Annotated in this window: 23 protein-coding genes and 1 riboswitch; of the genes, 11 read left to right on the forward strand and 12 right to left on the reverse strand. The window is 69.4% G+C overall.

Translation table 11 applies throughout. The features are described from left to right. Window positions 1-132: 132 nt before the first annotated feature. Window positions 133-2,409 carry an AAA family ATPase gene (locus AMK34_RS12700; RefSeq protein ID WP_073845377.1) on the forward strand — a complete coding sequence of 759 codons (2,277 nt, stop codon included), beginning with the start codon at window positions 133-135 and terminating at the stop codon, window positions 2,407-2,409. A gap of 53 nt (window positions 2,410-2,462) precedes the next feature. Here AMK34_RS12700 and AMK34_RS12705 read toward each other — a convergent pair whose 3' ends face one another. Both AMK34_RS12705 and AMK34_RS12710 read right to left on the reverse strand, forming a co-directional pair. Next, window positions 2,463-3,095: a LytR C-terminal domain-containing protein gene (locus AMK34_RS12705; protein ID WP_083649848.1), complete on the reverse strand. Its 633-nt coding sequence runs from the start codon at window positions 3,093-3,095 to the stop codon at window positions 2,463-2,465. Continuing rightward, entirely contained in the window at window positions 3,092-3,403 is a 312-nt protein-coding gene (locus AMK34_RS12710; RefSeq protein WP_005160574.1) for a DUF3263 domain-containing protein, read from the reverse strand. The genes AMK34_RS12705 and AMK34_RS12710 overlap by 4 nt, the downstream gene beginning before the upstream one ends. Before the next feature lie 158 nt (window positions 3,404-3,561). Between AMK34_RS12710 and AMK34_RS12715 the strand changes: the two genes are divergently transcribed. Beyond that, window positions 3,562-4,128, forward strand: coding sequence for a peptide deformylase (locus tag AMK34_RS12715; protein WP_037335552.1), 567 nt, complete (start codon window positions 3,562-3,564; stop codon window positions 4,126-4,128). An 89-nt stretch (window positions 4,129-4,217) separates the two neighbouring features. On the opposite strand, the gene AMK34_RS12720 is transcribed toward AMK34_RS12715, so the two are convergent. After that, window positions 4,218-6,386, reverse strand: coding sequence for a glycoside hydrolase family 15 protein (locus AMK34_RS12720; RefSeq protein ID WP_073845379.1), 2,169 nt, complete (start codon window positions 6,384-6,386; stop codon window positions 4,218-4,220). Window positions 6,387-6,672: 286 nt separating this feature from the next. Here AMK34_RS12720 and thiC point away from each other — a divergent pair, with 286 nt between their 5' ends. Further along, window positions 6,673-8,316 carry a phosphomethylpyrimidine synthase ThiC gene (gene thiC / locus AMK34_RS12725; RefSeq protein WP_016337620.1) on the forward strand — a complete coding sequence of 548 codons (1,644 nt, stop codon included), beginning with the start codon at window positions 6,673-6,675 and terminating at the stop codon, window positions 8,314-8,316. Then, complete coding sequence (gene thiD / locus AMK34_RS12730) at window positions 8,313-9,134, forward strand: bifunctional hydroxymethylpyrimidine kinase/phosphomethylpyrimidine kinase (RefSeq protein WP_038507800.1); 822 nt, start codon at window positions 8,313-8,315, stop codon at window positions 9,132-9,134. The genes thiC and thiD (AMK34_RS12730) overlap by 4 nt, the downstream gene beginning before the upstream one ends. Before the next feature lie 63 nt (window positions 9,135-9,197). Here thiD (AMK34_RS12730) and AMK34_RS12735 read toward each other — a convergent pair whose 3' ends face one another. After that, on the reverse strand, window positions 9,198-10,715 hold the full coding sequence (locus AMK34_RS12735) for an alkaline phosphatase family protein (RefSeq protein WP_073845381.1): 1,518 nt from the start codon (window positions 10,713-10,715) through the stop codon (window positions 9,198-9,200). A gap of 149 nt (window positions 10,716-10,864) precedes the next feature. Between AMK34_RS12735 and thiD (AMK34_RS12740) the strand changes: the two genes are divergently transcribed. Then, window positions 10,865-11,695 carry a bifunctional hydroxymethylpyrimidine kinase/phosphomethylpyrimidine kinase gene (thiD, locus tag AMK34_RS12740; RefSeq protein ID WP_038507796.1) on the forward strand — a complete coding sequence of 277 codons (831 nt, stop codon included), beginning with the start codon at window positions 10,865-10,867 and terminating at the stop codon, window positions 11,693-11,695. Window positions 11,696-11,721: 26 nt separating this feature from the next. Continuing rightward, window positions 11,722-12,519 carry an ion transporter gene (locus tag AMK34_RS12745; RefSeq protein WP_038507795.1) on the forward strand — a complete coding sequence of 266 codons (798 nt, stop codon included), beginning with the start codon at window positions 11,722-11,724 and terminating at the stop codon, window positions 12,517-12,519. Here the strand turns inward: AMK34_RS12745 and AMK34_RS12750 are convergent. The 4 genes from AMK34_RS12750 to thiO all read right to left on the reverse strand — a co-directional run bounded on the left by AMK34_RS12750 (window position 12,497) and on the right by thiO (window position 15,074). Further along, a complete protein-coding gene (locus AMK34_RS12750) occupies window positions 12,497-12,931 on the reverse strand; it encodes a MarR family winged helix-turn-helix transcriptional regulator (RefSeq protein WP_037335529.1) in 435 nt (144 codons plus the stop codon). The genes AMK34_RS12745 and AMK34_RS12750 overlap by 23 nt on opposite strands. Window positions 12,932-13,040: 109 nt before the next feature. Beyond that, window positions 13,041-13,799, reverse strand: a complete 759-nt coding sequence (locus AMK34_RS12755) for a thiazole synthase (protein WP_016337628.1) — start codon at window positions 13,797-13,799, stop codon at window positions 13,041-13,043. 1 nt (window position 13,800) lies between these two features. After that, the gene (thiS, locus tag AMK34_RS12760; protein WP_016337629.1) at window positions 13,801-14,001 is read right to left on the reverse strand and encodes a sulfur carrier protein ThiS; all 201 of its coding nucleotides are present in this window, start codon (window positions 13,999-14,001) and stop codon (window positions 13,801-13,803) included. Then, entirely contained in the window at window positions 14,001-15,074 is a 1,074-nt protein-coding gene (gene thiO, locus AMK34_RS12765) for a glycine oxidase ThiO (RefSeq protein ID WP_073845383.1), read from the reverse strand. Before thiO ends, thiS begins: the two co-directional genes overlap by 1 nt. Beyond that, window positions 15,070-15,177, reverse strand: a riboswitch (TPP riboswitch). Its footprint overlaps the gene before it by 5 nt. 30 nt (window positions 15,178-15,207) lie before the next feature. Here thiO and thiE point away from each other — a divergent pair. Further along, window positions 15,208-15,873, forward strand: a complete 666-nt coding sequence (gene thiE, locus AMK34_RS12770; protein ID WP_038507790.1) for a thiamine phosphate synthase — start codon at window positions 15,208-15,210, stop codon at window positions 15,871-15,873. A gap of 78 nt (window positions 15,874-15,951) precedes the next feature. Here the strand turns inward: thiE and AMK34_RS12775 are convergent, their stop codons facing one another. Further along, window positions 15,952-16,665, reverse strand: coding sequence for a hypothetical protein (locus tag AMK34_RS12775; protein WP_073845385.1), 714 nt, complete (start codon window positions 16,663-16,665; stop codon window positions 15,952-15,954). A gap of 149 nt (window positions 16,666-16,814) precedes the next feature. Between AMK34_RS12775 and AMK34_RS12780 the strand changes: the two genes are divergently transcribed. After that, window positions 16,815-17,753, forward strand: a complete 939-nt coding sequence (locus AMK34_RS12780) for a threonine ammonia-lyase (protein WP_073845387.1) — start codon at window positions 16,815-16,817, stop codon at window positions 17,751-17,753. An 88-nt stretch (window positions 17,754-17,841) separates the two neighbouring features. On the opposite strand, the gene AMK34_RS12785 is transcribed toward AMK34_RS12780, so the two are convergent. Then, window positions 17,842-19,347, reverse strand: coding sequence for an MFS transporter (locus AMK34_RS12785; protein WP_073845389.1), 1,506 nt, complete (start codon window positions 19,345-19,347; stop codon window positions 17,842-17,844). A 214-nt stretch (window positions 19,348-19,561) separates the two neighbouring features. Continuing rightward, window positions 19,562-20,317 carry a GntR family transcriptional regulator gene (locus AMK34_RS12790; protein WP_005160527.1) on the reverse strand — a complete coding sequence of 252 codons (756 nt, stop codon included), beginning with the start codon at window positions 20,315-20,317 and terminating at the stop codon, window positions 19,562-19,564. A 140-nt stretch (window positions 20,318-20,457) separates the two neighbouring features. Here AMK34_RS12790 and AMK34_RS12795 point away from each other — a divergent pair, with 140 nt between their 5' ends. Both AMK34_RS12795 and AMK34_RS12800 read left to right on the forward strand, forming a co-directional pair. Then, the gene (locus AMK34_RS12795) at window positions 20,458-21,501 is read left to right on the forward strand and encodes an SIS domain-containing protein (RefSeq protein ID WP_037336305.1); all 1,044 of its coding nucleotides are present in this window, start codon (window positions 20,458-20,460) and stop codon (window positions 21,499-21,501) included. Further along, entirely contained in the window at window positions 21,498-22,448 is a 951-nt protein-coding gene (locus tag AMK34_RS12800) for an N-acetylglucosamine kinase (protein WP_073845391.1), read from the forward strand. Before AMK34_RS12795 ends, AMK34_RS12800 begins: the two co-directional genes overlap by 4 nt. 108 nt (window positions 22,449-22,556) lie before the next feature. Here AMK34_RS12800 and AMK34_RS12805 read toward each other — a convergent pair whose 3' ends face one another. Then, window positions 22,557-23,240: a DUF3159 domain-containing protein gene (locus AMK34_RS12805; protein WP_038507782.1), complete on the reverse strand. Its 684-nt coding sequence runs from the start codon at window positions 23,238-23,240 to the stop codon at window positions 22,557-22,559. Window positions 23,241-23,513: 273 nt separating this feature from the next. Here AMK34_RS12805 and AMK34_RS12810 point away from each other — a divergent pair, with 273 nt between their 5' ends. Further along, window positions 23,514-24,353, forward strand: coding sequence for an SGNH/GDSL hydrolase family protein (locus AMK34_RS12810; RefSeq protein WP_038507781.1), 840 nt, complete (start codon window positions 23,514-23,516; stop codon window positions 24,351-24,353). Window positions 24,354-24,437 lie beyond the last annotated feature (84 nt).

A 24,437-nucleotide genomic window follows, 5' to 3' on the forward strand; every position in this document is an offset into this window, starting at 1 on the left:
GGGCTGTGGACAACTTGGGGACAGACAGTCTTGAAGTACATGAAGGCCCCCTTCCTTGCGCCTAGCGCAAGGAAGGGGGCCTTCATGTACTTCGGCGGCTCGCCGCACGGTCCGCGTAGATAGGGTGGCGGGGTGAGCGCACCCCAGATCACGCTGACCGTCCGGCACACCCCGTCCGCACTGGACTCCCGCCGCGGCGTCGTCCGGCTGCACCCCGAAGTCCTCGACGCGCTCGGCCTGATGGCCTGGGACGCCGTCCGCGTCACCGGCGCGCGGGTCAGCTCCGCGTTGGCCGCCCCGTCGGACGCCGAGGGGATCCCGGGCGTGATCCTCCTCGACGACGTCACGATGTCGAACCTCGGCGTGACCGAAGGTTCGGAGGTGGTCGTCGCTCCCGCGGAGGTGTCGGCCGCGAAAACGGTCACCGTGGCGGGCTCGCGGATCGCGAGCGTGTCGCTCTCCCCGCACACCCTGCGGCTCGCCCTGATCGGCAAGGTGCTGACCGTCGGCGACGCCGTTTCCCTGCTCCCCCAGGATCTCGCGCCCGCACCGGGCTCCGACGTGTCCGCGGTCCGCGGCCAGCTTTCCCGCGCCATCGGCATGACGTGGACGAACGAGCTGCTCACCGTCACCGCCACCGAGCCATCGGGGCCGGTCGCCGTCGGACCGTCCACTGTGGTCAGCTGGCGTGACGGCGCCCGCACCGGCGAGGCCGCCCCCGCCGCCGCGCCTGCCCGCGCCGGGACGACGCTGGTACGCAGCACGCCCGCCACGCCGCACGAGGATTTCATCGACGCGGAGATCGTCGAAGACGAACGGATCGACGAGGTCGCCGAGGAAACCGTGCCTCCCCTGTCGGACCTCGCCGGGTCCGAAACGGCCGCCCGCAAACTCGCCGAATGGTTCGACCTGGCCTTCCACCGCCCGGAGCTGCTGGCGAAACTCGGGACGTCGGCGCACCTCGGGGTCCTGCTGTCCGGGCCGGAAGGCGTCGGGAAGGCGACGCTCGTCCGCGCCGTGGCACAGGCCGAGAAGGTGCGGGTGGTGTCGCTCGCGGCGCCGAACATCGCCGTCCTCGACCCGAACGTCGCCGCCGCGCGGCTGCGTGAAGCGATCGAGCAGGCCACCCGCGATGAAGACCCCGCCGTCCTGCTGATCACCGACATCGACGCGCTGCTGCCCGCGTCCCAGCCGCCGCTCGCGACGGTCGTCCTCGACGACCTGCGCAAGGCCTTGCGCACCAAGGGTTTCGCCGTCGTCGCCACCACCGGCCGCGCCGAGTCCACCGATCCGAGGCTGCGTGCCGCCGACCTCCTCGACCGCGAACTCGGCCTCCCGCTCCCGGACGCGAAGACCCGCACCGAACTGTTGCGTGTGCTCCTGCGCGACGCCCCGCTGGAGCCCGGCGTCGACGTCGGCCCGATCGCCGAGCGCACCCCCGGCTTCGTGGCCGCGGACCTCATCGCGCTCCGCCGTGACGCCGCCCTCCGCGCCGCGCTGCGGCAGCGTGAGGCCGACGAGCCGCGGATCTCCCAGCAGGACCTGCTCGACGCGCTCACCACGGTCCGCCCCATCTCGATGTCCACTTCGGACAATCTCGCCACCGGCGGGCTGACGCTGGACGACGTCGGCAACATGACCGACGTCAAGCAGTCGCTCACCGAGGCGGTGCTGTGGCCGCTGCGCTACCCGGACTCGTTCGCGCGCCTCGGCGTCGATCCGCCGCGCGGCGTGCTCCTGTACGGGCCGCCCGGCGGCGGCAAGACGTTCCTGGTCCGCGCACTCGCCGGCACCGGCGCGCTGAACGTCTTCGCGGTCAAGGGCGCCGAACTGATGGACAAATGGGTCGGCGAGTCCGAGCGCGCGGTGCGGGAACTGTTCCGCCGTGCCGCCGAGGCCGCGCCGTCGCTGATCTTCCTCGACGAGATCGACGCGCTCGCCCCGCGCCGCGGCCAGTCGTCGGACTCCGGCGTGTCGGACCGCGTCGTCGCGGCCCTGCTGACCGAATTGGACGGTGTCGAGCCGATGCGCGAGGTCGTCGTCCTCGGCGCGACGAACCGGCCGGAACTGGTCGACCCGGCCCTGCTGCGGCCGGGACGGCTGGAGCGCCGCGTCTACGTCCCGCCGCCGGACGCGCACGCCCGTGAGGCGATCTTGGCCGCCAGCGCCAAGAACACGCCGCTGGCGTCCGATGTGGACCTCGCGGCGTATGCGGCCACTTTGGACGGTTACTCGGCGGCGGACTGCGCGGCGCTGATCCGCGAGGCCGCGCTGACCGCGATGCGGGAGTCATTGGAGGCCAAGGAGGTCACCGCCGCGCATCTGACGAAGGCGGCCGAGACGGTCCGGCCGTCGCTTGACCCGGCCCAGCTCGCGGCGCTGGAGGCGTACGCGCAGTCCCAGGTCTGAGAATGTGAAAGGGCCCGCTTCCTCGCGAGGAAGCGGGCCCTTTCACATTCTGCCTAGGAGCCGTCTTTGTCGTTGGTCTTGTAGTCCTTGGTGAGGATGACGATCACGCCGGGGCCGATGTTCTCGATCTCCTTGAACCGGGGCTCGGCGCGGAACCCGAACTCCAGCGCCAGCGCCTTCGCGGCCGCCTCCTCGTCGGTGCCGGGGCGGAAGTAGGCCACCGTCTCGGGGAGCCTGCCCGGGTAGCCCTTGACCTCGGAGACGTTCCAGCCCGAGGCGCGGAAATCCTTCGCGGCCTGCTCGGCGAGGCCCTGGATCGTGCTGTTGTTGTAGACGCGCACCGTCACCCACTTGTGCGACGCCTGCTGGTCGCCACCGGGCTGGCCCGGCTGACCGGTCTGCCCCGGCTGGCTCGCCGGCGGCGCGGAACTCGCGGGCGCGCTCGACGGCGGCGCCGACGACGACGCGGGCGGCGTGCTGGCCGAAGGCGAACCCGGCGCCGGTGACGAAGGCTGCGTCGCGCCGTCCGAAGACGTGGGCGTGGTGCCGGGCGGTGTCGCGGTGTCCGAGTCACCGCCGCCGCTGGTCAGGGTGATCCCGCCGATCACGGCGGTGATCACGGCGACACCGACCAAGGCCAGTCCGGCGGCCTTCATCGGCCGGGACAGGCCCGAAAACAGACTCATGAGAGATCGATCCCCAGTCGCCGGGCCGCGCGATTGCGCTGCCGGGCCGCTCGCGTCTTTCGCAGGCGCTTCACCAGCATCGGGTCGGCCTGCATGGCTTCGGTCTTCTCGAGCAGCCGGTTCAGCAGCTGGTAGTAGCGCGTCGACGACATCGAGAAGCGTTCGCGGATGGCCTGTTCCTTCGCGCCGGCGTACTTCCACCACTGACGTTCGAACGCGAGCATGTCGAGCTCGCGCTCGCTGAGGCCGTTCACGGTCTCCGACGGGGACGGCTGGTCGGGCTCAGCCATCGACTCCGCGGCGTCCATCCGACTCCTCGCAATCAGGTCAGTGCTCGGCGGGCGTGAAACCACAGGCTTGTCATTCCGCGGCGCCATTAGACCACGGATGCGGCGCCCGGCCTCGGTATCGGCGTCGGCGCGTCACGGGTAAGGGTCTACCAGAAGGGTCCGACTAAACTGCGCGCGTGACCGTCCATCCCATCGTGATCGCCGGCGAGCCCGTGCTGCACAACCCGACTCGGGAGATCACCGAGTTCGACGACAAGCTGCGCACCCTCGTCGACGACATGTTCGAGACCATGTACGCCGCCGAAGGGGTGGGCCTCGCGGCCAACCAGATCGGCCTCGACCTGCGCGTGTTCGTCTACGACTGCCCCGACGACGAGGGCACGCGCCACAAGGGCGTCGTGGTGAACCCGAAGCTCGAGACGTCGGAGATCCCGGAGACGATGCCCGATCCGGACGACGACTGGGAAGGCTGCCTGTCGGCTCCCGGCGAGTCGTACCCGACAGGGCGCGCTTCGTGGGCGAAGGTCACCGGCTTCGACGTCGAGGGCAATCCGATCGAGGTCGAAGGCACCGGCTACCTCGCGCGCTGCCTGCAGCACGAGACCGACCACCTGGACGGCTTCATCTACCTCGACCGGCTGGTCGGGCGCCACGCCCGCGCGGCGAAGAAGATGCTGAAGTCGAACAAATGGGGCGTTCCGGGCAACTCGTGGCTGCCCGAGGCTCAGCCCTCCGACGACTGACCCCTCTCACCGCCGCTCCGCGTGCAATGAAAGGACCTTTCCTTGCAAATTTTGCAAGGAAAGGTCCTTTCATTGCGTTCACGTGAGGGTCAGCACCCCAGGAAGTGGCACCGCACGACCCGCGGCTGCTCGATCACCTTCCCGGCCTGCACCGACCACGCGAGCCGGAGGTACTGGGCGTGCGTCCAGGCCAGCGGCGTCGCGGACGCGGTCGGCGTGCCCGCCGGGAAGCCCGGGCGCCCCGAAGGCGCGTTCTCGTCCCAGACCTGCTCCGGCATCGTGTCCCCGGAGCTGCTGACGCGCCCGAGATCGCGAAGCCGCTTCGCGGCCGTACCCCGGTCACCGGCGGCGAGGTCGTACTCGCCGCGTTCACCCGCGAGCAGCGGCCAAAGTCGCCCGAAGGTGGTCCGGCTTTCGGCCGGGAACGTGTAGTCCCACGGCGAGCCGTCGGCCTTCTCGCCGTATCCGTCCTTCGTGTAGCGGTGCCAGAACTGCCCCGTCGGGGTGGTGAACGCGATGTCGGCGTCAGTGACCTTGATGCTGTTCCTGATCACCGGATCGTCGGCGCGATAGATGCCCAGCCTGACCAGTTCGAGGAATCCGGCGTCGGTCACCGCACGCTGGTCCATGGTCACGCTGGAATTGCCCAGGTTGTACTTCGTGCCGTTGTTCGCGTCGCCGTCCTTGGTCAGCCGGACGAAGTACGGGTCCTTCGACAGCGGGCCGTTCGTGGTCACCGTCCACTGGGTGAGTTTCGCCTTGAAGGCGTCGGCGGTCGCGAGGTAGCGCGCCGCGTCGGCGTCGGCACCGTTGGCCTTGGCGAGGTCGGCCGCGCAGACCAGCCCGGCGATCACCGCGGCGATCGTCGAAGGCGAGTAGCCGTCCTGCTCCTCCCAGCGTTCCTGCTGGCTGTACGGCGACGCGTGCCCGTTGTCCGCCTTGTAGGACAACAGGAATTCCGCCGCCTTGCGCACACCGCGCCAGGTCTTCGCGTCGGTACGGCCGAGCTGCTGCGCGAGCACGATCGGCAACGCGGTCTCGTCGAGCTGGATGGACGTCCAGTACGGCGTGCCGTCGACGTGGCTGTTCTGCGGCAGATGCCCGTCCGGCAGCTGCTGCGTGCCGAACATGTAGTCGACCGACCGGTTCGCGGCGTCGCGATCGCCGGCGGCGAGCAGCCCGGTCGCGATCTGGTAGAGGTCACGCGGCCAGACCAGGTGATACGTGCCCGACGGCGACCACTCGGGGTCGTTGTTCCCGAACCGCCACGGCATGCTCGGCGACGCGATGAGCGCCCCCTGGTGGATCTTGTCCTCGCTCGCCGCGAGCATGAGCACTGACGCCTGATAGAGATCGCGCTCCCGCTTGGTCTTCAAGGAGGACGGCGCGTCCTTCACCTGACGGAGGTACTGCTTCCACCCGCGGTCGTACGCGCGGGCGGCGTCGGCGAATCCGCGCCGCAGAGAGGCTTTCGCGTTGGCGAGCGCGTCGGAGTCCTTCGCGCCCATACCCAGCGAAAGCGTGAAGTCACGCGAGCGGACACCGTCGACGGAGGTCTGCCCGGTGATCAGCACGTTGCCCTTGGCCGCGGTCGCGTAATCCTTGAGCCTGAAGGACTTCGTCAGCTGCGTGAGGCCGTCGGAGGAGCCCGCGTAGCCCACGGAAGTCCGCGAGAACGCCGGTTCCGCCGCCAACGCGGCCGCCGTCTTCGCATCCGACGAGACCGCGCTCGCACCCTGTGAACGCGCGGAGTCGTCGGATCCTTCGTTGGTGAGATCGGGATCCGCGACCGCGTACACCTGGTACGGGCGGCCGGTCAGCGAAACGAAGTCGACGTCGATCAGCACACTCGCGCGCGCCGGGTCGGTGACGTAGGTCTTGCGGAGTTTCCAGCGGCGCTGGTCGTCGGTGACGGTCTGTTCGTAGGTGAGGCCGCCGGTGCGGCGAACCTGCTGGGCCTTGGCCGACGAATCGACGGTCGCGAAGCTCGTCCCGTCGGTCACGACGAGATCCAGCGACCGCACGCCCGGCGTCGACAGATCCGGGTAGTAGACCTCGGACATCCGGCCGCCCTGCAGGGTGAACCAGACGTTGCTCGCCCGTTCGCGGGCGGTGCCGAAGCCGGTCTTGTCGGCCGGGAGCCAGCTCGGATGGGCGCCGGGCGCACCTGGCGCCTCACCTCCCTGAGCCTCGGCGACCGCCGGGACCAGCCCCACGATCAACACGCCTGCAAGTGCGTGGAGCACGAGTTTCCGCATATCCACCCCAGACTTCTGTAACGGTGCAGAACCTCCGGGATTCTGTCGTGAATCCCCGGCGCGCACAGGACCCGAACCGGTGAACCGTCAACGCTGTCGACAAGTCGTCACCCGAGGGCGGGTTGATTGATCCGGCCCCGGCGTGGCATGGTCGGGGCACAACCAAACAACCGCGGGAGCTCGCGCCATGGCGGGCTGAGAGGGCGGCTGGTGTCTTTCTAGAGGACCCGGCGCCGCCGACCGCATGAACCTGACCGGGTAATGCCGGCGTAGGGAGTGAACGTCGTTGACGACGCTTGAGAATGCCCAGGGCATCAAGCCGACCGTGACCACCGGTCCGATCACCGGTTCCCGGAAGGTCTATCACCAGACGGAATCCGGGCTCCGGGTCCCCGCGAGGCGGATCGATCTTTCGAACGGCGAGCATTTCGACGTTTACGACACTTCCGGCCCGTACACCGACGACGACGCGCAGATCGATGTCCACAGTGGACTCCATCGCCTGCGCGCCGGCTGGGCCGACGGTCGTGAGCACAACACCCAGCTCGGCTGGGCCAAACAGGGCGTCATCACCCGCGAGATGGAGTACATCGCGGCACGCGAGCGCTGCTCGCCGGAATTCGTGCGGGACGAGGTCGCGCGCGGCCGCGCGGTGATCCCCGCCAACCGCAAGCACCCGGAGACCGAGCCGATGATCATCGGCAAGAACTTCCTTGTGAAGATCAACGCCAACATGGGCAACTCGGCCGTCTGGTCCTCCGTGGAGGAGGAGGTCGACAAGATGGTGTGGGCGACCCGCTGGGGCGCCGACACGATCATGGACCTCTCCACCGGCAAGCGGATCCACGAGACGCGCGAGTGGATCATCCGCAACTCGCCCGTCCCGGTCGGCACCGTGCCGATCTACCAGGCGCTGGAAAAGGTCAACGGAGAGCCCGAAAAGCTGTCGTGGGAGGTCTACCGCGACACGATCATCGAGCAGTGCGAGCAGGGCGTCGACTACGTCACCGTGCACGCGGGCGTGCTGCTGCGCTACATCCCGCTGACCGCGCGCCGGGTCACCGGCATCGTCTCGCGCGGCGGCTCGATCATGGCGGCGTGGTGCCTCGCGCACCACAAGGAATCGTTCCTGTACACCAATTTCGCCGAGCTCTGCGAGATCCTGCGCGAGTACGACGTCACCTTCTCCCTCGGTGACGGCCTGCGGCCGGGCTCGATCGCCGACGCGAACGACCGCGCGCAGTTCGCCGAACTGGAGACGCTGGGCGAGCTCACGCACATCGCCCGCGAGCACGACGTCCAGGTGATGATCGAGGGCCCCGGCCACGTGCCGATGCACAAGATCAAGGAGAACGTCGAACTCGAGGAGAAGCTGACCGGCGAGGCGCCGTTCTACACCCTCGGCCCGCTCGCGACCGACATCGCGCCGGCGTACGACCACATCACCTCGGCCATCGGCGCGGCGCAGATCGGCTGGTACGGCACGGCGATGCTCTGCTACGTCACGCCGAAGGAGCACCTCGGCCTGCCGAACCGCGACGACGTGAAGACCGGCGTCATCACCTACAAGATCGCCGCGCACGCCGCCGACCTCGCCAAGGGCCACCAGTACGCGCAGGAGTGGGACGACGAGCTGTCCAAGGCCCGCTTCGAATTCCGCTGGAACGACCAGTTCAACCTGTCGCTGGACCCGGACACCGCGCGCTCGTACCACGACGAGACGCTGCCCGCGGAACCGGCGAAGACGGCGCACTTCTGCTCGATGTGCGGACCGAAGTTCTGCTCGATGCGCATCACGCAGGACGTCCGCAAGTACGCCGAGGAACACGGACTGTCCACTGTGGAGGCCATCGAGGCCGGCATGTCGGAGAAGTCGACCGAGTTCGCCGAGCAGGGCAACAAGGTGTACCTGCCGGTGGTCAATCCGTGACAGCCACGCCCAGGACGGCCCTCACCATCGCCGGATCGGATTCCGGTGGTGGTGCGGGCATCCAGGCCGATCTGCGCACCTTCTTCGCCAACGGCGTGCACGGGATGGTCGCGCTGACCGCGGTCACCGTGCAGAACTCGCTGGGGGTGCAGGGGTTCAGCGAGATCCCGGTCGACGTCGTCACCGGCCAGATCAAGGCCGTCGCCACGGACATGGGAGTCGACGCGGCGAAGACCGGGATGCTCGCGACGGCCGAGATCATCAACGCCGTCGCGAAGACGCTCGACGAGGTCCACATCGGACGCTCGACGGGTACGCCGTTCGTCGTGGACCCCGTCGCCGCTTCGATGACGGGGCACGCGTTGCTGCGCGAGGAGGCGCTGGAGGCGATCCGCACCGAACTCTTCCCGCGCGCCACGCTGATCACGCCGAACCTGGACGAGGTGCGGCTGCTGACCGGCGTCGACGTCACCGGGCCCGCGACCCAGCGGGAGGCGGCGGAAGCGTTGCTGGAATTCGGTTCCGAGTGGGTGCTGGTGAAGGGCGGGCATCTCGACGCCGCCCAGGACTGCGTGGACCTGTTGTCCGACGGCGAATCCTGGGTCGAGCTGAGCGGTCCGCGTTTCGACACCCGCAACACCCACGGCGGCGGGGACACGATGGCTTCGGCGATCACGTCCTCGCTGGCGAAAGGGGCCGACGTCCCGACCGCCGTCGCCGAGGGGAAACGGTTCATCGAGCGGTGCGTCGCGGAGTCGTATCCGCTGGGGGCCGGGGTCGGTCCCGTTTCACCCTTCTGGCGGCTCTCCAGCCCCTGACGCGTGCAATGAAAGGACCTTTCCTTGCAAAATTTGCAAGGAAAGGTCCTTTCATTGCACGCGTTAGCGAGTGGTGAGGCGAGGAGCGTCCACAGCCCAGTACCAGTCGTTCCCCGCCGCGTAGAGCCGCCAGGTCAGCTTCACCGAACGCGCCCCCGCGGGCACCTTCACCGAAGCCGACGTCGGCACCGAAAGCACGTCACCGCCCTTGTTCGCCGTCCCGGACTCCGGCCCGTAGGCCAGCACGTTCTGCTCAGGACCACCGTCGAACGACGCCGTCAGCGCGCCCCGCTGCGTTCTCTCCTGCCGGTAGTGCGAGACGAACGCGACGTCCACAGTGGACCTTCCAGAGACGTCGAGCGAAGGCGACACCAGGGAAGAGTCGAAGGTTCCGCGTGAGGAGGGCGCGCCCTTGTCGTCCCACTCGTCCGGGTCAGCGACCGCGAACACGCCACGTGCCCGCGCGTTCGCCTCACGCTGCTGTCCGGGAGCGGCGCGGGTCCAGAAGTCGTCGGTCGTGAAGGCCCAGCCCTGCCATTCCGTCACGCCGGCGGGCATTCCGGACGCGTTGCGCACGCTCCAGCCGCCGGGTGCGTCGTGCGTCCAGCCGAGCACTCCGGCCGGGAGACCGGTTTCGTCCTGCCGGGGCTTCAGAACGGCGGTGTCGAAGACGTCCGAAGGCGCGGCGCCGAGCGGGTAGCCGTCGTAGACCGTCGGAACCGCGATACCCAGATGCCGCAGCACCGTCGGTGCGATGTCGACGATCTTCGGTGCCACGGCGGGGGTTCCGGCCGGAACCGCACCGCCCGCGGCGATCACGAAGGTCATCCGCTCCTCGGGGCTGTCGCCGCCGTGTCCGCCGGAAGCCGTGTGGCCGTGGTCGGCGGAGATCATGATCAGCCAGTCCTCGCCGGCGCGGTTCGCGCGGGCGTCGACGGCGGCGAGCAGGCGTCCGATCAACGCGTCGTCGGTGCGAAGACTGGCTTCGTACTGCGAGGAGTCCGCGCCGTGCTCGTGGCCGGCGATGTCCGTCTGTCCGAAGTAGACGAACGATGCGTCGGCCTTGTCCTGCTTGAGATGCTTCTCCGCGTCGACGGCGACCTGCTCATCGGTCTTCTCGTAGCCAGCGCTGTCGCCGTTCAGGACGAACTTGCGGTCCTGGCCGGTGCGCAGGATCCGGTCACCGATCGGAGTCCAGTCGACCGCCGCGTAGGTGTCGAGCGCGGGGTTCGCGGTTTCGGCGCGCGCGAGCCAGCTCGGATGCGAGGCGAGATCGTTGCCGGCGAAGGAATTGTCCTTCACCTTGTGCTTGTCCGGCCAGACACCGGTGAGGATCGTGGACCAGCCGGGGCCGCTGACCGTCGGCGCCATCCCGCTGCCGTACAACGAACTGCGCGACACGTACCCGCGGTTCGCCAGCGCGTGGACGTTCGGGGTGTCGGCGGCCATCAGCTTGTCGAACCGGGCGCCGTCCAGGCCGATGACCAGCACCTTGGGCGTTTTGGCCGCGGCGACGGCGACACCGGACGTCAGCCCGGCGACGGCCACCAAGACCGCGAGGAGGGAAAGCGTTCTGCGCACGAAAGCCTCCGGTAACTCGTTCGAACCAATTGTTCGTCAAGTTAGTGCGCCGAACCGACTTCCCGATGAAGTCCGCGTGCCTTCGCGGAGGACGTCAGCCGACGGAAGCTCGTTCCGACCGTCTGAGATCGCGCATGGAAAATGGACCCATGAGCGAGAACCCGAGCCCGCCGTCGGCGCTGACCATCGCGGGGTCCGACTCCGGCGGCGCCGCCGGCCTGCAGGCCGACCTGCGCACGTTCCTCACCTGCGGGGTGCACGGTCTGGTCGCGGTCACCGCCGTGACCGTCCAGAACACCCTCGGCGTGCACGACCGCACCGACATCCCGGCGCATATCGTCGCCGGGCAGATCGAGGCGGTCGCGGCCGACATGGGCGTCAACGCGGCCAAGACCGGCATGCTCGCCTCGGCCGAGATCATCCACGCCGTCGCCGCGGCCTGCGACAAGGCCGAGATCGGCCGCGACAGCAAGGTGCCGTTCGTGGTCGACCCGGTCGCGGCCTCGATGCACGGGCATCCGCTGTTCGACGAGGCCGGGCTGGTGGCGCTGCGCGACGAGCTCCTGCCGCGCGCGACCGTCCTCACGCCGAACCTCGACGAGGTCCGCCTGCTGACCGGGATGACCGTGACCACCCGCGAGCAGATGCACCAGGCGGCCGTCGTCCTGCACCGGCTCGGGCCGAAGTACGTGCTCGTGAAGAGCGGCCACCTCGTGGCGGACCCGGAATGCGTCGACGTGCTCTTCGACGGCTCCACGTTCGTCGAGCTGCCGGGTGAGCGGTACGCGACGCAGCACACGCACGGCGCCGGGGACACGATGGCGTCGGCGCTGACGGCCGGTCTCGCGAAGGGGATGTCCGTCGTCGAGGCCGCCCGCTACGGCAAGTGGTTCGTCTCACACGCGGTCGAAAACGCCTACCCGATGGGGGCGAAGGTCGGTCCGGTTTCGGCGTTTTGGCGGCTTGCGCCGGAGCACTGAGCACACGGACGGTTACCATCTGCGCCGTGACGGGACGCGAAACGGTGGCCAGGGTCGTCGAAGACCGCCGCTTCCAGAACTTCATCATCGCGGTGATCGTCTTCAACGCCGTCACCCTCGGCCTGGAGACCTCGACCAGAATGGTCGCCGAGTACGGGACGCTGCTGCACACGGTCGACTACGTCGCACTCGGGATCTTCGTCCTCGAACTCGGCGCGAAGCTCTACGCCTACCGCGCGAAGTTCTTCCGCGACCCGTGGAACATCTTCGACCTGCTCGTCGTCGGCATCGCGGTGATCCCCACGACCGGCCCGTTCGCGGTGCTGCGGGCGTTGCGGGTCCTGCGGGTGCTGCGGCTGATCTCGGTCGTGCCGTCGATGCGGAAGGTCGTCACCGGCCTGCTCGCGTCGATCCCCGGCATGGCTTCGATCGCCGCGCTCCTCGCGCTGATCATCTTCGTCGCGGGCGTGATGGCGACGAAACTGTTCGGCGCGATCTCACCGGAGAACTTCGGCGACCTCGGCACTTCGCTGTTCACGCTGTTCCAGGTGATGACGGGCGAGGCGTGGCCGGACATCGCGAAGGAGATCATGAAGGAAGCACCCATGGCCTGGGTGTTCTTCGTGGTCTACATCCTCGTGTCCAGCTTCGCGGTGCTGAACCTCTTCATCGCCGTGGTGGTCAGCGGGATGGAGGACGAGCTTCGCCAGGACATCCGCGAGGAAGAGGCGAAGCAGGCCGAAACCCAGGCTCAGGCGAACAAGGAGATCCTCGACGAGCTTCGCGCTCTTCGCGCCGAGGTCAGCGCTCTTCGTCGGCAATAAGCGCTTCGAGCGCCGGGAGAGCCGCCGCGAGCGCCGCCTGGTGCTCCGGAGTCAGCCGTTCGAGGCGTTTGCCGAGTTCGTTCACCCGCGTCGACCGGACGCCGGAAACCAGCCTCTCGCCCTCTTCGGTGGCCTCCGCGAGCCAGGCGCGCCTGTCGATCGGGTCCGATTCACGGCTGACGTAGCCCGCTTCGACCAGCGAAGCGACGATCCTCGACATGGTGGCCGCGGCGACGCCTTCCTTCGCCGCGAGATCCCCCAGACGGAGCTGTCCGTGATGCACGAGCGTCGCGAGCGCGGAGATCGCACCGTGGCCTGGTCCGGGCACGCCCGCCTGCCGCAGTGACCGGGACAGCCTGCCCACGGCCAGGAACAACCTGCCCGAAACGTCCTGGACCGTTGACGTGGTCACCACTGGCTCCTCTGGGTACACGGCGGCGGGTATGCCTCCGGAAAGTGCCGTCAACCATACGGGCTCCGGGGGCGTATTCGCCGTGAAGGCCGTGAACCGTACAAAAGGGTTACCGGGGAGGGCTCGAAGCGTGCGCCCAGAACCGCTGCGGGATCCGCCCCGCGCCGGCGGCCAGCCGCCCGGCGGTGACGGCGGCCCGCATCGCCGATGCCATCCGTTCCGGATCCGCGGCCCTGGTCACGGCGGTGGAGAGCAGGACGGCGTCGCAGCCGAGCTCCATCGCCAGCGTCGCGTCGGAAGCCGTGCCGATCCCGGCGTCGAGGATCACCGGGACCCCGGCGCGCGACACGATCAGCTCGATGTTGTGCGGGTTCCGGATGCCGAGACCGGTGCCGATGGGCGCGCCGAGCGGCATCACCGCCGCACAGCCCGCCTCCTCCAGCCGCAGCGCCAGCACCGGGTCGTCGTTGGTGTACGCGAGCACGGTGAAACCGTCCGCGGCGAGCTGTTCGGCCGCTTCGAGGGTCTCGAACGGGTCGGGCAGCAGCGTGCGGTCGTCGGCGTGGACCTCCAGCTTGATGAGGTCGGTTTCGAGCGCTTCGCGGGCGAGCTGCGCGGTGAGGACCGCTTCGGCGGCCGTACGGCAGCCTGCGGTGTTGGGCAGCAGGCGGATACCGAGCCGCCGAAGCAGTTCGAGGACACCGGAGCCGCCTTCGGCGTCGGCCTTGCGCATGGCGACGGTGGTCAGTTCCGTCCCGGACGCCACCAGCGCGCGTTCCAGCACGGCGAGGTTGCCCGCGCCGCCGGTGCCGATGATCAGCCGCGACGAGAGTTTGTGCTCGCCGATGACGAGTTCGTCACCGTTCATGTCAGCCTCCTTGCACAGCGGTGAGGATGTCGACGCTGGCGCCCTTGCGCACCACCGATTCCGGCCAGTCGCCCCGCCGGACGACCACGCCGTCCACCGCGACCGCGACCCCCCGCGTCGCCGTGCCCAGCGCCTCCAGCACACCCTCGACGGTGGTCCCGTCGGGGAATTCGCGCCACTGGCCGTTGACCTGGATCTCCATCACACCCGCTCCTCGCTTCGCCGCGACGGCGTGGCCGCCGCGACCTCGTCCGGCAACGGCCGTCCGTCCAGCCAGGCGACCGCGGCGTCCGCGGTGACCGGGGCCATCAGGAGACCGTTGCGATGGTGACCTGTCGCGGCGAAGACGCCTTCGCCCAGCTCACCGATGAAAGGCATCGTGTCGACGCTCGCCGCGCGAAGCCCGGCAGCCGTCTCCACGAGTTCGTATTCGGTCAGGCCCGGGAAGACGCGCTCCGCGCCTTCGAGCAGCTCACGGACGCCTCGGACGGTGACGGTCTCGTCGAAACCGGCCTCGTACTGGGTCGCGCCGAGTACGAGCTGCCCGTCGTCGCGCGGGACGAGGTAGATCGGGCGGCCCTCGACCATCGCGCGGACCGTCCGCTTCGGCGGCGGCAGGCAGCCTCGTCGCGGCCGCAGGCGCAGGATCTCACCCTTCAGCGGGCGGACGGCGCCGTCGAGCGCGGGGTGCAGGCGTCCGGTCCAGGCGCCCGCGGCGAGGACGACGTCGCCTTCGAGGTCTTCGAGCCCGGTGACCGTCTCGTGGCGGAACTCGACGCCGTGCGCGTCGCACGCGTGTTTGAGCGCGTGCAGTAGCTTTCTGTTGTCCACGGCCAGATCCCCGGGTACCAGGAGTCCACTTCGGACTGTTCCGGCGAGACCGGGCTCGGCGCGGCGGGCTTCGCGCCCGGTCAGCTGCTCCACCTCGCGGCCGAGTTCGGTGAGGTACGCGGCGAGCATTTCGAGGTTGCCCGCGTCGGCGCTGTCCAGCGCGACGACGAGCGTGCCGTGCGGGGAAAGGCCCGGATCGACGCCCTCTTCGGCCAGGTCACGGGCGAAATCCGGCCAGCGGCGCAGCGACGCCTCACCGAGGGTGAGCACGTCCTCCTCGCCGGGCCAGGCCTCGGTGACCGGCGCGAGCATGCCGCCCGCGAGCCACGACGCGCCTCGTCCCGGATCCGGGTCGTACACGGTGACGCGACGACCGCGCGCGGACGCGCGCCAAGCGACCGAGAGGCCGATGACCCCGCCGCCGACAACCGAAAGTTCCTTCATCTGCGATCACGCTCCCTGCGCCGGCATGACCCGGATCAGGTTCCACGGTCGGAGCGGTCTCGGCTCCCTCTCAGCCCGTCCTCGGGCTCCCGTGCGGACCACCACACCGTAGCGCGCGAGTACCGTCGCCGCCATGCCCACCCTGTCTGGTTCGCCGATCCGCGCCCGGCTCGCGGACGCCCGCCTGTACCTCTGCACCGACGCCCGCCGCGGCCGCGGCGATCTCGCCGAATTCGCCGACGCGGCGCTGGCCGGCGGGGTCGACATCATCCAGCTGCGGGACAAGACCGGCGGTGCCCCGATCGAGGCGAAACACGAGATCGCCGCCCTCGAAGTGCTGGCCGAGGCATGCGAGAAGCACGACAAGCTGCTCGCGGTGAACGACCGGGCGGACGTCGCGCTCGCCGTCGGCGCGCACGTCCTGCACCTCGGCCAGGACGACATCCCGGTGTCGCTGGCGCGCCGCGTGCTGGGGGACGACGTGGTGATCGGCCGGTCCACCCATTCGGCCGAACAGGCCGCGGCCGCCGCCGGGGAGCCCGGCGTCGACTACTTCTGCACCGGCCCGTGCTGGCCGACCCCGACGAAACCGGGCCGGTCCGCGCCGGGACTCGACCTGGTGCGCTCGACGGCCGCGTCCGGGACGACGCGGCCGTGGTTCGCGATCGGCGGGATCGACACCGAGCGCCTGCCCGAGGTACTGGCCGCGGGGGCCTCGCGGATAGTCGTCGTCCGGGCGATCACCGAGGCCGAAGACCCCGAAGCGGCCGCTCGCACGCTTCGCTCCGCCCTCCCCTGACCCCATGCATTTCGTCCTCTGGATGCGGTAGTCGGCGATATGAACTACCGCATTCAGAGGACGAAATGCGGGAGAGGGTCAGGGCACGGGGGTGTTCGAGGCGGGAGGGGCCGACGGCGTCGTCGGCGGTGCCTGGGAGGTCGAAGGCGTGGTGGACGGCGCTGTCGGCGTCGTCGGGGGCGCCTGCGTAGTGGTGGGTGCCGTCGAAGGGGGCGGAGTGTTCGTCGGCGTCGTCTCGGGCTGGTCGTCCTTCGTTTCCGAAGGGGACGTCGCCGGCGGGGTGTCGTGCTTGTCCTGCGGCTCCTGCGCCTGTCCGCCGCCGATGATCTTCCCTATGGTCGTCCCGGTCCCGCCGCCGAAGGTCTTCCCGGTCGCGCCCTCGAAGCCGGTGATCGCGACGAGCGCCACCGCGAACGCCACCACGCTGACCCCGGCGATCACCGCCCAGCGTGGCTTGAACTTCCGGCCTGTGGGTTCCTCTTCGGCCTCGGACGGTTTCAACCGGACGGTCTCTTCTTCGCCCGGGTCGAGCACCCGGCGCCGCCCCGGCACGGTCAGCACCACTCGCGCCTTCAACGCCGCGTCCTTCGTCCGCTGAAGCGAACGCAGGTACAGCTCGCCGCCGAGTGTCGTGATCACACTCGCCAGCCCGGCGCCCGCGACCGTTCCGGCCACGCCGAGCGTGGAACCCAGCAGTGCCGCGGTGATCGCGGCCATCGCCGCCGCCGTCACCTGGATGATCCGGCCCTGCTTTTCCGTCTTTTCGGTCTTCTCCGAGGTCTCCTTGGTCATGATCCCGTTCTGCTGCTAGTCGGTCCTCACCCGTCCTAACGAATAAGGCGCACGGGATGCTCCCTTCGTTGTCCGCACGTGAGGAGCGCCACGCCATCTGTCCAAAAAGGACTGTCCACGGTTCACAACTCCTTGACATAATCGGACGTATGGATCTGGTATCGATCGAGGAAATCCGTGACGCGGCGAGCCGTGTCAAAGGCGTCGCGGTGCGCACACCCCTGCTGACACAAGGGTGGGCGCCGTTGTGGCTCAAACCGGAAAGCCTTCAGCCGATCGGCGCTTTCAAGGTGCGCGGGGCCTACAACGCGATCGCCGCGCTGACCGAAGATCAACGCGCTCGCGGCGTCGTCGCGTTTTCCAGTGGCAACCACGCGCAAGCGGTCGCCTACTCGGCGAAGCGATTCGGGATTCCCGCGGTGATCCTCATTCCGGACGTCGCCCCGCGCGCCAAGGTCGAAGCCACCAAGGCGCTCGGCGCCGAAGTCATCGAGGTCCCGATCGACGCCCAGGAGTCCTCCGCGCTCGCCGTCGCCGAGGAACGGGGGCTCACCATGATCCCGCCGTTCGACCACCGTGACGTCATCGCCGGACAGGGCACCGTCGGCCTGGAGATCGCCGAAGACCTGCCGGACGCCGGCGTCGTCCTCGTCCCGCTGAGCGGCGGCGGGCTGGCCTCGGGCGTCGGCACGGCGATAAAGGCGCTGCTGCCGGACGCGAAGGTCATCGGCGTCGAGCCGGAGCTGGCGGCCGACACCGCCGAGGGCCTGCGCGCGGGCAGGCGTATCGAGTGGCCGATGGACCTGCGGGCGCGGACCAGTGCCGACGGTCTCCGCGCCCAGCCCTCGGACCTGACCTTCGCGCACCTCCAGTCGGTGCTCGACGACGTCATCACCGTTTCGGAGGAGGAGATCCGGGACGCCGTCCGGACGCTGGCGCACCGCGCGCGGCTGGTCGCCGAGCCGAGCGGGGCCACCGCGACCGCCGCGTTCCTCTCCCACCGCGAAGCGCTGCCGCCGGGCAAGGTCGTTTCGGTCGTTTCGGGCGGCAACCTGGACCCCGCGACCCTCGCCGACCTCCTCGCTTAGGACGACACGCGTGTCCAGATGGACGACACGCGTGATTAGGCGGACAACACTCGCGACGTCCGTCCAATCACGCGTGTCGTCCGTCTGATCACGCGTGACCGCCGGGGCGGACGTGTGTCGGGGGCGAGTCGACCCCGCAATGGAGACATTCGCCCGGATGCGGTGACTCGTCGGTGTCCTCGGCCGAAGGGGTGTCGAGGACACCGTTGTGGATGCCGAGGGCGATCAGGCCGCCGCCGATCGCCAGCGCCGCGCACACCAGCAACGCCGTCCGCCAGCCCGCGGTCAGCGCGACCGGATCGGTGTACGCGGCGCCGGAAAGTCCGGCGACGGCGGGCAGGACGGCGATCGCGAGCAGACCACCGGACCGGGCGATGGCGTTGTTGACCCCGGAGGCGACGCCGGCGTACCGGTCCGGCGCGGCGGCCAGCACCGTCGCGGTCACCGGCGCGACGACCGTCGCCAGCCCGGCGCCGAACACGACGACGGCGGGCAGCACCGACCCCAGGTACGAAGATCCCGGCCCGACACGCATCAGCAGGAGCATGCCCACGCCGACCAGGATCGGGCCGACGACCAGTTGCGTACGCGGCCCGATCTTCTGCGCGAGCGCGCCCGACCGGCCGGAGAACAGCAGCATGATGACGGTGATCGGCAGCCCGGCGAGCCCGGCCGCGGTCGGCGAATAGCCCAGCGACACCTGAAGCTGCATGACCATCAGCATCATCACGCCGCCGAGCGCCGCGTAGACGACGAAGGTCAGCGCGTTGGCGAGGCTGAACGTCCGGTCGCGGAACAGTTTCGGCGGCACCAGCGGATCGGTGGAGCGATGCTGGATCACCAGGAACGCCACCAGACCGACGACGCCGAGCACGATCGCCACCAGGACGACGACGTCACCGATACCGCGTCCGGGCGCCTCCACGAGCGCGCCGGTGAGACCGGCGAGACCGATCGCGCCGACGGCGGCGGCGAGGAAGTCGGGATGCCCGGTCGCCTCCTCGTCGCGGGACTCGGGCACGTAGCGCCGGGCGAGCAGGACGCAGACGGCGGCCAGCGGCAGGTTGATCAGGAACGCCAGCCGCCACGACCACACCTGTACGAGGACGCCGCCGAGCAGCGGGCCGATCGCCGCCGCGATACCGCCGAGCCCGGACCAGGCGCCGATCGCGCGGGCCCGGTCGTCGTGGGCGAAGGACGCTTGGAGGATCGCGAGGGAGCCGGGCGTGAGCAAAGCTCCCCCGATCCCTTGGAGGATCCGGGTCGCGACGAGCATCTCGGTCGTCGTCGCGGCGGCGCACAGCCCGGAGGCGACGCCGAACCAGACGACGCCGACGAGGAACATGCGACGGCGGCCGTAGCGGTCCCCGAGTGATCCGGCGACGAGGATCAGCGCGGCGAGCGCGAGCAGGTAGCCGTCGAGGATCCATTGAAGGCCCGCGACGGACGCTTCGAGTTCTTCGCCGATCCGCGGGAGCGCGACGTTGATGATCGTCCCGTCGAGCATCGCCATACCTGAGCCGACGATGGTCGTGGCGAGTACGCCGCGCGCCACTGGCGTCCCCCATCGGATTCCCGCCGCCGTGTCAGTCATGGGACGACTGAATCACGCAACCCGCCACCGGGCTACCCAAATCGCCTGACACGTCAGGCAAATAAGAACCAAACAACGGAACCGGGAGATCGACTCCTCGAAGCGCGCCAGCGCGACGAGGAGTCCGCACAGCGCGCGCCCTCTTTCGGCCGAAGGCCACGGAAACGTTTTGTAGGGCGCCCGCGCCCTGCGAAACGTTTCCGTCAGCGCGCGCTCAAGGAAGCAGCGTGGTGACGAATTTGTAACGGTCACCCCGGTAGATCGCCCTGGCGAACTCGACCGGTTTTCCGTCGGTGGCGAAGGAATGCCTCGAAAGGAGCAACATCGGCATTCCGACGTCGGCGCCGAGCATCTCCGCTTCGTGCGGTCCGGCGAGGGCGGTCTCGATCGTTTCCTCGGCCCTTTCGAGCTCGACGCCGTAGTGCTCCCTCAACACGGCGTACAGGGAGCCACCTGCGGAAACGTGTTTGCGCAAACCGCGGAACCGGCCGAGCGGGAGATGCGTGGTCTCCAGCGCCATCGGCTGCGAATCGGCGAGCCGGAGACGGCGAAGGCGAAGAATCTTCGCGCCCACCCGGATTCCGAGCAGTTTCGCCAGATCGGCTTCGACAGGCAGTTCGTCGATCTCCAGGAGCTTGGAGGAAGGCTTGAGACCCTGCTTGCGCATGTCCTCGGTGTAGGACGACAACTGCAGGCGCTGCGCGAGTTTCGGTTCGGCGGCGAAGGTGCCCTTGCCCTGCACGCGGTGAAGCCTGCCCTCGGCGGTGAGGTCGGCGAGCGCCTGCCGGACCGTGGTGCGCGAAACGGTGAATTCCCCCGCCAGTGCCCGTTCCGTCGGAATCGGCGAGCCCGGGGGCAACGCGTCGAGCAGATCGAGCAGATGCTGTTTCAGCGCCCAGTACTTGGGTTCGCGCTGTCCGCGCATCCCTGCCGTAGCGCCCGCCTCACTCGCGGTGGTTGTCTCCAACATGACCGACTCCCTAAGCCTTCCCACTCGAACGCGCACCGTCCCCGCTAGGAAACGTACCCTTCTCCACAAACGTCCATTCGGGCTAGCATTGGTCTAGACCTACTCGGGGGACGAAGTACGTCCCGGTGGAAGGGAACGAGATGACCGAACAGCGCCCCGGCGAGCACATGGCCGCGGAGATCTCCCAGCAACCCGCCATTCTGGCAGGAATCGTGGAGCGACAGGCCGAAATCGCCGAGGTGGCCGAAGCCATCTCCAAGCGCCCGCCCAGGTTCGCACTGCTCGCCGCCCGGGGCTCCAGCGACCACGCCGCCCTGTATGCGAAGTACCTGATCGAAGTACTCCTCGGTCTCCCCTGCGGTCTCGTTTCGCCCTCCACCGCGACTTTGTACGGCGCCCGTCCCGATCTGCGGGACGTTCTCTTCATCACAGTAAGCCAAAGCGGTGGTTCTCCGGATCTCATCGAGGTCACCGAAACCGCGCGTCGCCAGGGAGCGCTGACCGTCTCGGTCACCAACACCCCGGAATCGCCGCTGCGCGCCGCCGCCGAACTCGGCGTCGACATCGGCGCGGGGCTGGAAAAGGCCGTGGCCGCCACCAAGACCTACTCGGCCACCTTGCTGTCGCTTTACCTTCTGATCGACGCGGTCCGCGGCGGCAAGGGCGAAGACGCGGAGAAGCTGGGCGAGCTCGCACAGCAGACCCTCGACGGTTCCGTCGAAGGCGTGCAGCGCGCGGTGGACCGCTACCGCTTCGTCGACCGGGTGCTCACCACCGGCCGCGGCTACTCCTACGCCTCGGCGCTGGAAGGTTCCTTGAAGCTGGCGGAAACCAGCTACCTCGCCGCCCGCGCGTACAGCGGCGCGGACCTGTTGCACGGTCCGGTCGCCGCGGTCGACGGCGAGACCGCCGTACTGGCCGTGACGAGCCAGGGCCACGGTGTGGGCGCGATGCAGGAGGTCCTCGAGGCCGTCGGCAAACGCGGCGCGGACGTGCTCGCGGTCGGTTCGGCTTCGGCCGACGTCCCCGCGGCGCTGCGGATCGGCGTCGCGCCGTCCGCCGAGGAGGTCGCCCCGATCCTGGAGATCCTGCCCATCCAGCGGATCGCGCTCGGCCTTTCGCTGGCGCGCGGCGGTGACCCGGACAGCCCCCGCGGGCTGCTCAAGGTGACCAAGACCCGGTGAGTCACGTCGTAGGTGTGGACGCCGGAGGCACGTCGACGCGAGCGATCGCCGTCGACGCCTCCGGCGCCGTCCTCGGCACCGGGCGCGCGGACGGGGCGAACCCCAACTCCCATCCACCGCACACGGCCGCGTCGCGGATCGCGAGCGCGATCACCGGCGCGCTGGGCGGGCTCGACCCGGCCGCGACGGCGGCGTGCGTCGTCGGCATGGCGGGGGTCAGCAAACTGAGCGATCCGTCGATCGCGGAGATCTTCGAAGCCGCTTGGAAGGACGCGGGGATCGGTCCGGTGCGGACGGTTCCCGACCCGGAGGTCGCCTACGCCTCGGCGACCTCTTCGCCCGACGGTTCGGTTCTCGTCGCGGGAACCGGGTCGATCGCCGGCCGGATCCGTGGCAGGCGCATGGTTTCCACCGTCGGCGGCTACGGCTGGTTGCTCGGTGACGAAGGTTCGGCGTACTGGCTCGGCCGTGAAGCCGTTCGTTCCACTTTGGATGTTCTCGGCCGCGGCGGCGAACCCGGTCCGCTCGCGCGTGCCGTGCTCACCGAAGCGCTCGGACCGTCCGCAGTGGACCCGGGGAGCGACCGGTCCCCGCTCTGGCGCGCGCTCGTCACGAGCGCCAACGCCGAAGCGCCGATCCGGCTCGCCAGGTTCGCCCCGTTCGTCAGCGAGGCCTACCACGAAGGCGACCCGGCGGCGGACGAGATCACCACCCGCGCGGCCGCCCTGCTGGTGACGAACGTCATGACCGCGCGGGATCCCGGGGAGAGGACGCCGATCGTCCTGGTGGGCGGAGTGCTGTCGCCGGAGGGCCCGGTCGGGACGAAGGTCCGCGCCGAACTCGCCGGTCTCGAAGTCCTGACCAGCACCGATGGGGTACTCGGGGCCGCGTGGCTCGCCGCCGTCGACGCCTATGGGGAAGGGGCGCCGCGACCGGCGCATCGGTGAAAAAACACCCGAAACAAGCCCGAAAAGACCAAACCATCGACTCCGGGGCCGAACTCCGGGTACCGTAGGACCCGGCCCCCGGACCCTCCCCCCTCGCCGGGGGCCGCCTTATGTCCTGGGCAGCCCACCGGGCTCGGAATCCGAGGGATCTTCGTTTTCCTCCACCACCCGCAGACCGGGATGATCCGGCGGCAGCGTGCGGTACAGCACCCAGCCGCTCACGGCGACCGTCACCGCGACCAGCGGCCAGGACAGCACCGTCCGCGCGATACCGAGCGCGACCACCTGCCCGCTCCACCACAGCGAGCCGTACACGGCGACCCGCAGCGTGTATTGCAGGAACACCCAGACCCAGCTGGCCCGTGAATACGCGCGCAGCAGCGCGGGATCGCGGCGCCAGCGGGTCTTCTGCCCGATGACGAGCCCGACCACGACGCCCAGCAGCGGCCACCGCACCACGATGCTGGCCGCCCACAGCAGCGCGCTGGCCACATTGGACAGCAGCTGGATGAGGAAGAAGTCTTCGGCGCGCCCGGTGTGCAGCGCGATCAGCGCGGCGGCGATCACCGCGGCGAGGCTCACCACGACCGCGCGGGCCTTGTCGCCCCGTGCGACCCGGTACCCGCCGAGCAGCACCGCCACCCCGATCGCCACTCCGGAGCCCCAGGCGATCGACTGACCGGCGATCAACCAGCCCAGGACGAAGGCCGCGGGCGGGATGCTCGCGTCGATGGCGCCACGCCGCCCGCCGAGGATCTGGGCGAGCGACTCGCGCGGGGGTCGTGAGGTCACCCTTACAGCCTGCCGGATCTATGAGCCCGAACACCCGGGCGGGGAGACGTTCGCCACATACCGTGTCCGGTTTACGCCCGCTTGAGGGGAATCTTCGCAGCCCAGGAGTGTACATCCCACTAAAAGAGATGCATGGACGTCCGACAAAATAAGAGACTGTGTCAACGGGCTGAACCACGGGTTTCGGTCAGGTGGGATTGCAGGGGCGCTCTCAGCTGTTAGTTGTGGTGTACAAGTACCAACCGGGGGCACACGGACGGAAGGGGACCCAACGTGTACGGATTCGACAGCTATGTGGCGATCGGTGACAGCTTCACCGAAGGACTCAACGACGACTTGCCCGACGGCACCTTCAGGGGCTGGGCGGACAGGCTGGCGGAGATCCTCGCCGAAGGCAGGCGCGATTTCCAGTACGCGAACCTCGCCCTCCGCGGGAAGATGCTCGACGAGATCCTCGAAGAGCAGCTCCCGATCGCCCTCGAAGTGAAGCCCGACCTGGTCACCCTGTGCGCGGGCGGCAACGACATCATCGTGCCCGGCGCGGACGTGGACGCCGTCGCCGCGCGGCTGGAGGCGGGGGTCGCCAAGCTGCGCGAGGCCGGGATCCCGGTGCTCATCTTCAACGGGCCGGACACCAAGTACCTGTCCGTGATGCACGTCCTGCGGGGGAAGGTCGGCATCTACAACGCGCATCTGTGGGCGATCGCCGACCGGCACGGCGCCAAGATGGTCGACATGTGGGCGATGGCCCCGCTGCACGACCGCCGCGCCTGGAGCGACGACCGGCTGCACTTCACCCCCGAGGCCCACCGGCGGATCGCGCTGCGCGCGGCCGAGGTCCTCGGCGTCCCGGTCGCCGACGACTGGCGTGAGCCGTGGCCGGCGTCCGAGCAGCCGAGTACCTGGATCACGTCGCGCCGTTCGGACCTCGAATGGACGAAGGCGCATCTGCTGCCGTGGATCCGGCGTCAGCTCAAGGGCGAGTCCATGGGCGACGGCCTGTCCCCGAAGCGCCCCGCGCTCGCGCCGCTGCTCCCGCTGGAGCAGATCGAGTCGGCGACCGTCACCCTGCCCGCCAAGGATCTGCGGGAGATCCACCACCACGCGAGCTGAACCGCGTTCCGACGCCTCGAAGGGGCCCTTCACCGCATGATCTGATGCGGTGAAGGGCCCCTTCGGTTCACATCACCCGAACGG

Source organism: Amycolatopsis sp. CB00013, assembly GCF_001905755.1.
Classification (GTDB): Bacteria; Actinomycetota; Actinomycetes; order Mycobacteriales; family Pseudonocardiaceae; genus Amycolatopsis; species Amycolatopsis japonica.

Coding starts and splice junctions, on each gene's coding strand:
- thiO (WP_073845383.1), bottom strand. CDS start 15,074: ATGAAGGAACTTTCGGTTGTCGGCGGCGGGGTCATCGGCCTCTCGGTC.
- AMK34_RS12710 (WP_005160574.1), bottom strand. CDS start 3,403: ATGGACGCCGCGGAGTCGATGGCTGAGCCCGACCAGCCGTCCCCGTCG.
- AMK34_RS12795 (WP_037336305.1), top strand. CDS start 20,458: ATGACCGAACAGCGCCCCGGCGAGCACATGGCCGCGGAGATCTCCCAG.
- AMK34_RS12775 (WP_073845385.1), bottom strand. CDS start 16,665: ATGACCAAGGAGACCTCGGAGAAGACCGAAAAGACGGAAAAGCAGGGC.
- thiE (WP_038507790.1), top strand. CDS start 15,208: ATGCCCACCCTGTCTGGTTCGCCGATCCGCGCCCGGCTCGCGGACGCC.
- AMK34_RS12780 (WP_073845387.1), top strand. CDS start 16,815: ATGGATCTGGTATCGATCGAGGAAATCCGTGACGCGGCGAGCCGTGTC.
- AMK34_RS12755 (WP_016337628.1), bottom strand. CDS start 13,799: ATGAACGGTGACGAACTCGTCATCGGCGAGCACAAACTCTCGTCGCGG.
- AMK34_RS12705 (WP_083649848.1), bottom strand. CDS start 3,095: ATGAGTCTGTTTTCGGGCCTGTCCCGGCCGATGAAGGCCGCCGGACTG.
- thiD (WP_038507796.1), top strand. CDS start 10,865: ATGAGCGAGAACCCGAGCCCGCCGTCGGCGCTGACCATCGCGGGGTCC.
- AMK34_RS12720 (WP_073845379.1), bottom strand. CDS start 6,386: ATGCGGAAACTCGTGCTCCACGCACTTGCAGGCGTGTTGATCGTGGGG.
- thiS (WP_016337629.1), bottom strand. CDS start 14,001: ATGGAGATCCAGGTCAACGGCCAGTGGCGCGAATTCCCCGACGGGACC.
- AMK34_RS12785 (WP_073845389.1), bottom strand. CDS start 19,347: ATGACTGACACGGCGGCGGGAATCCGATGGGGGACGCCAGTGGCGCGC.
- AMK34_RS12790 (WP_005160527.1), bottom strand. CDS start 20,317: ATGTTGGAGACAACCACCGCGAGTGAGGCGGGCGCTACGGCAGGGATG.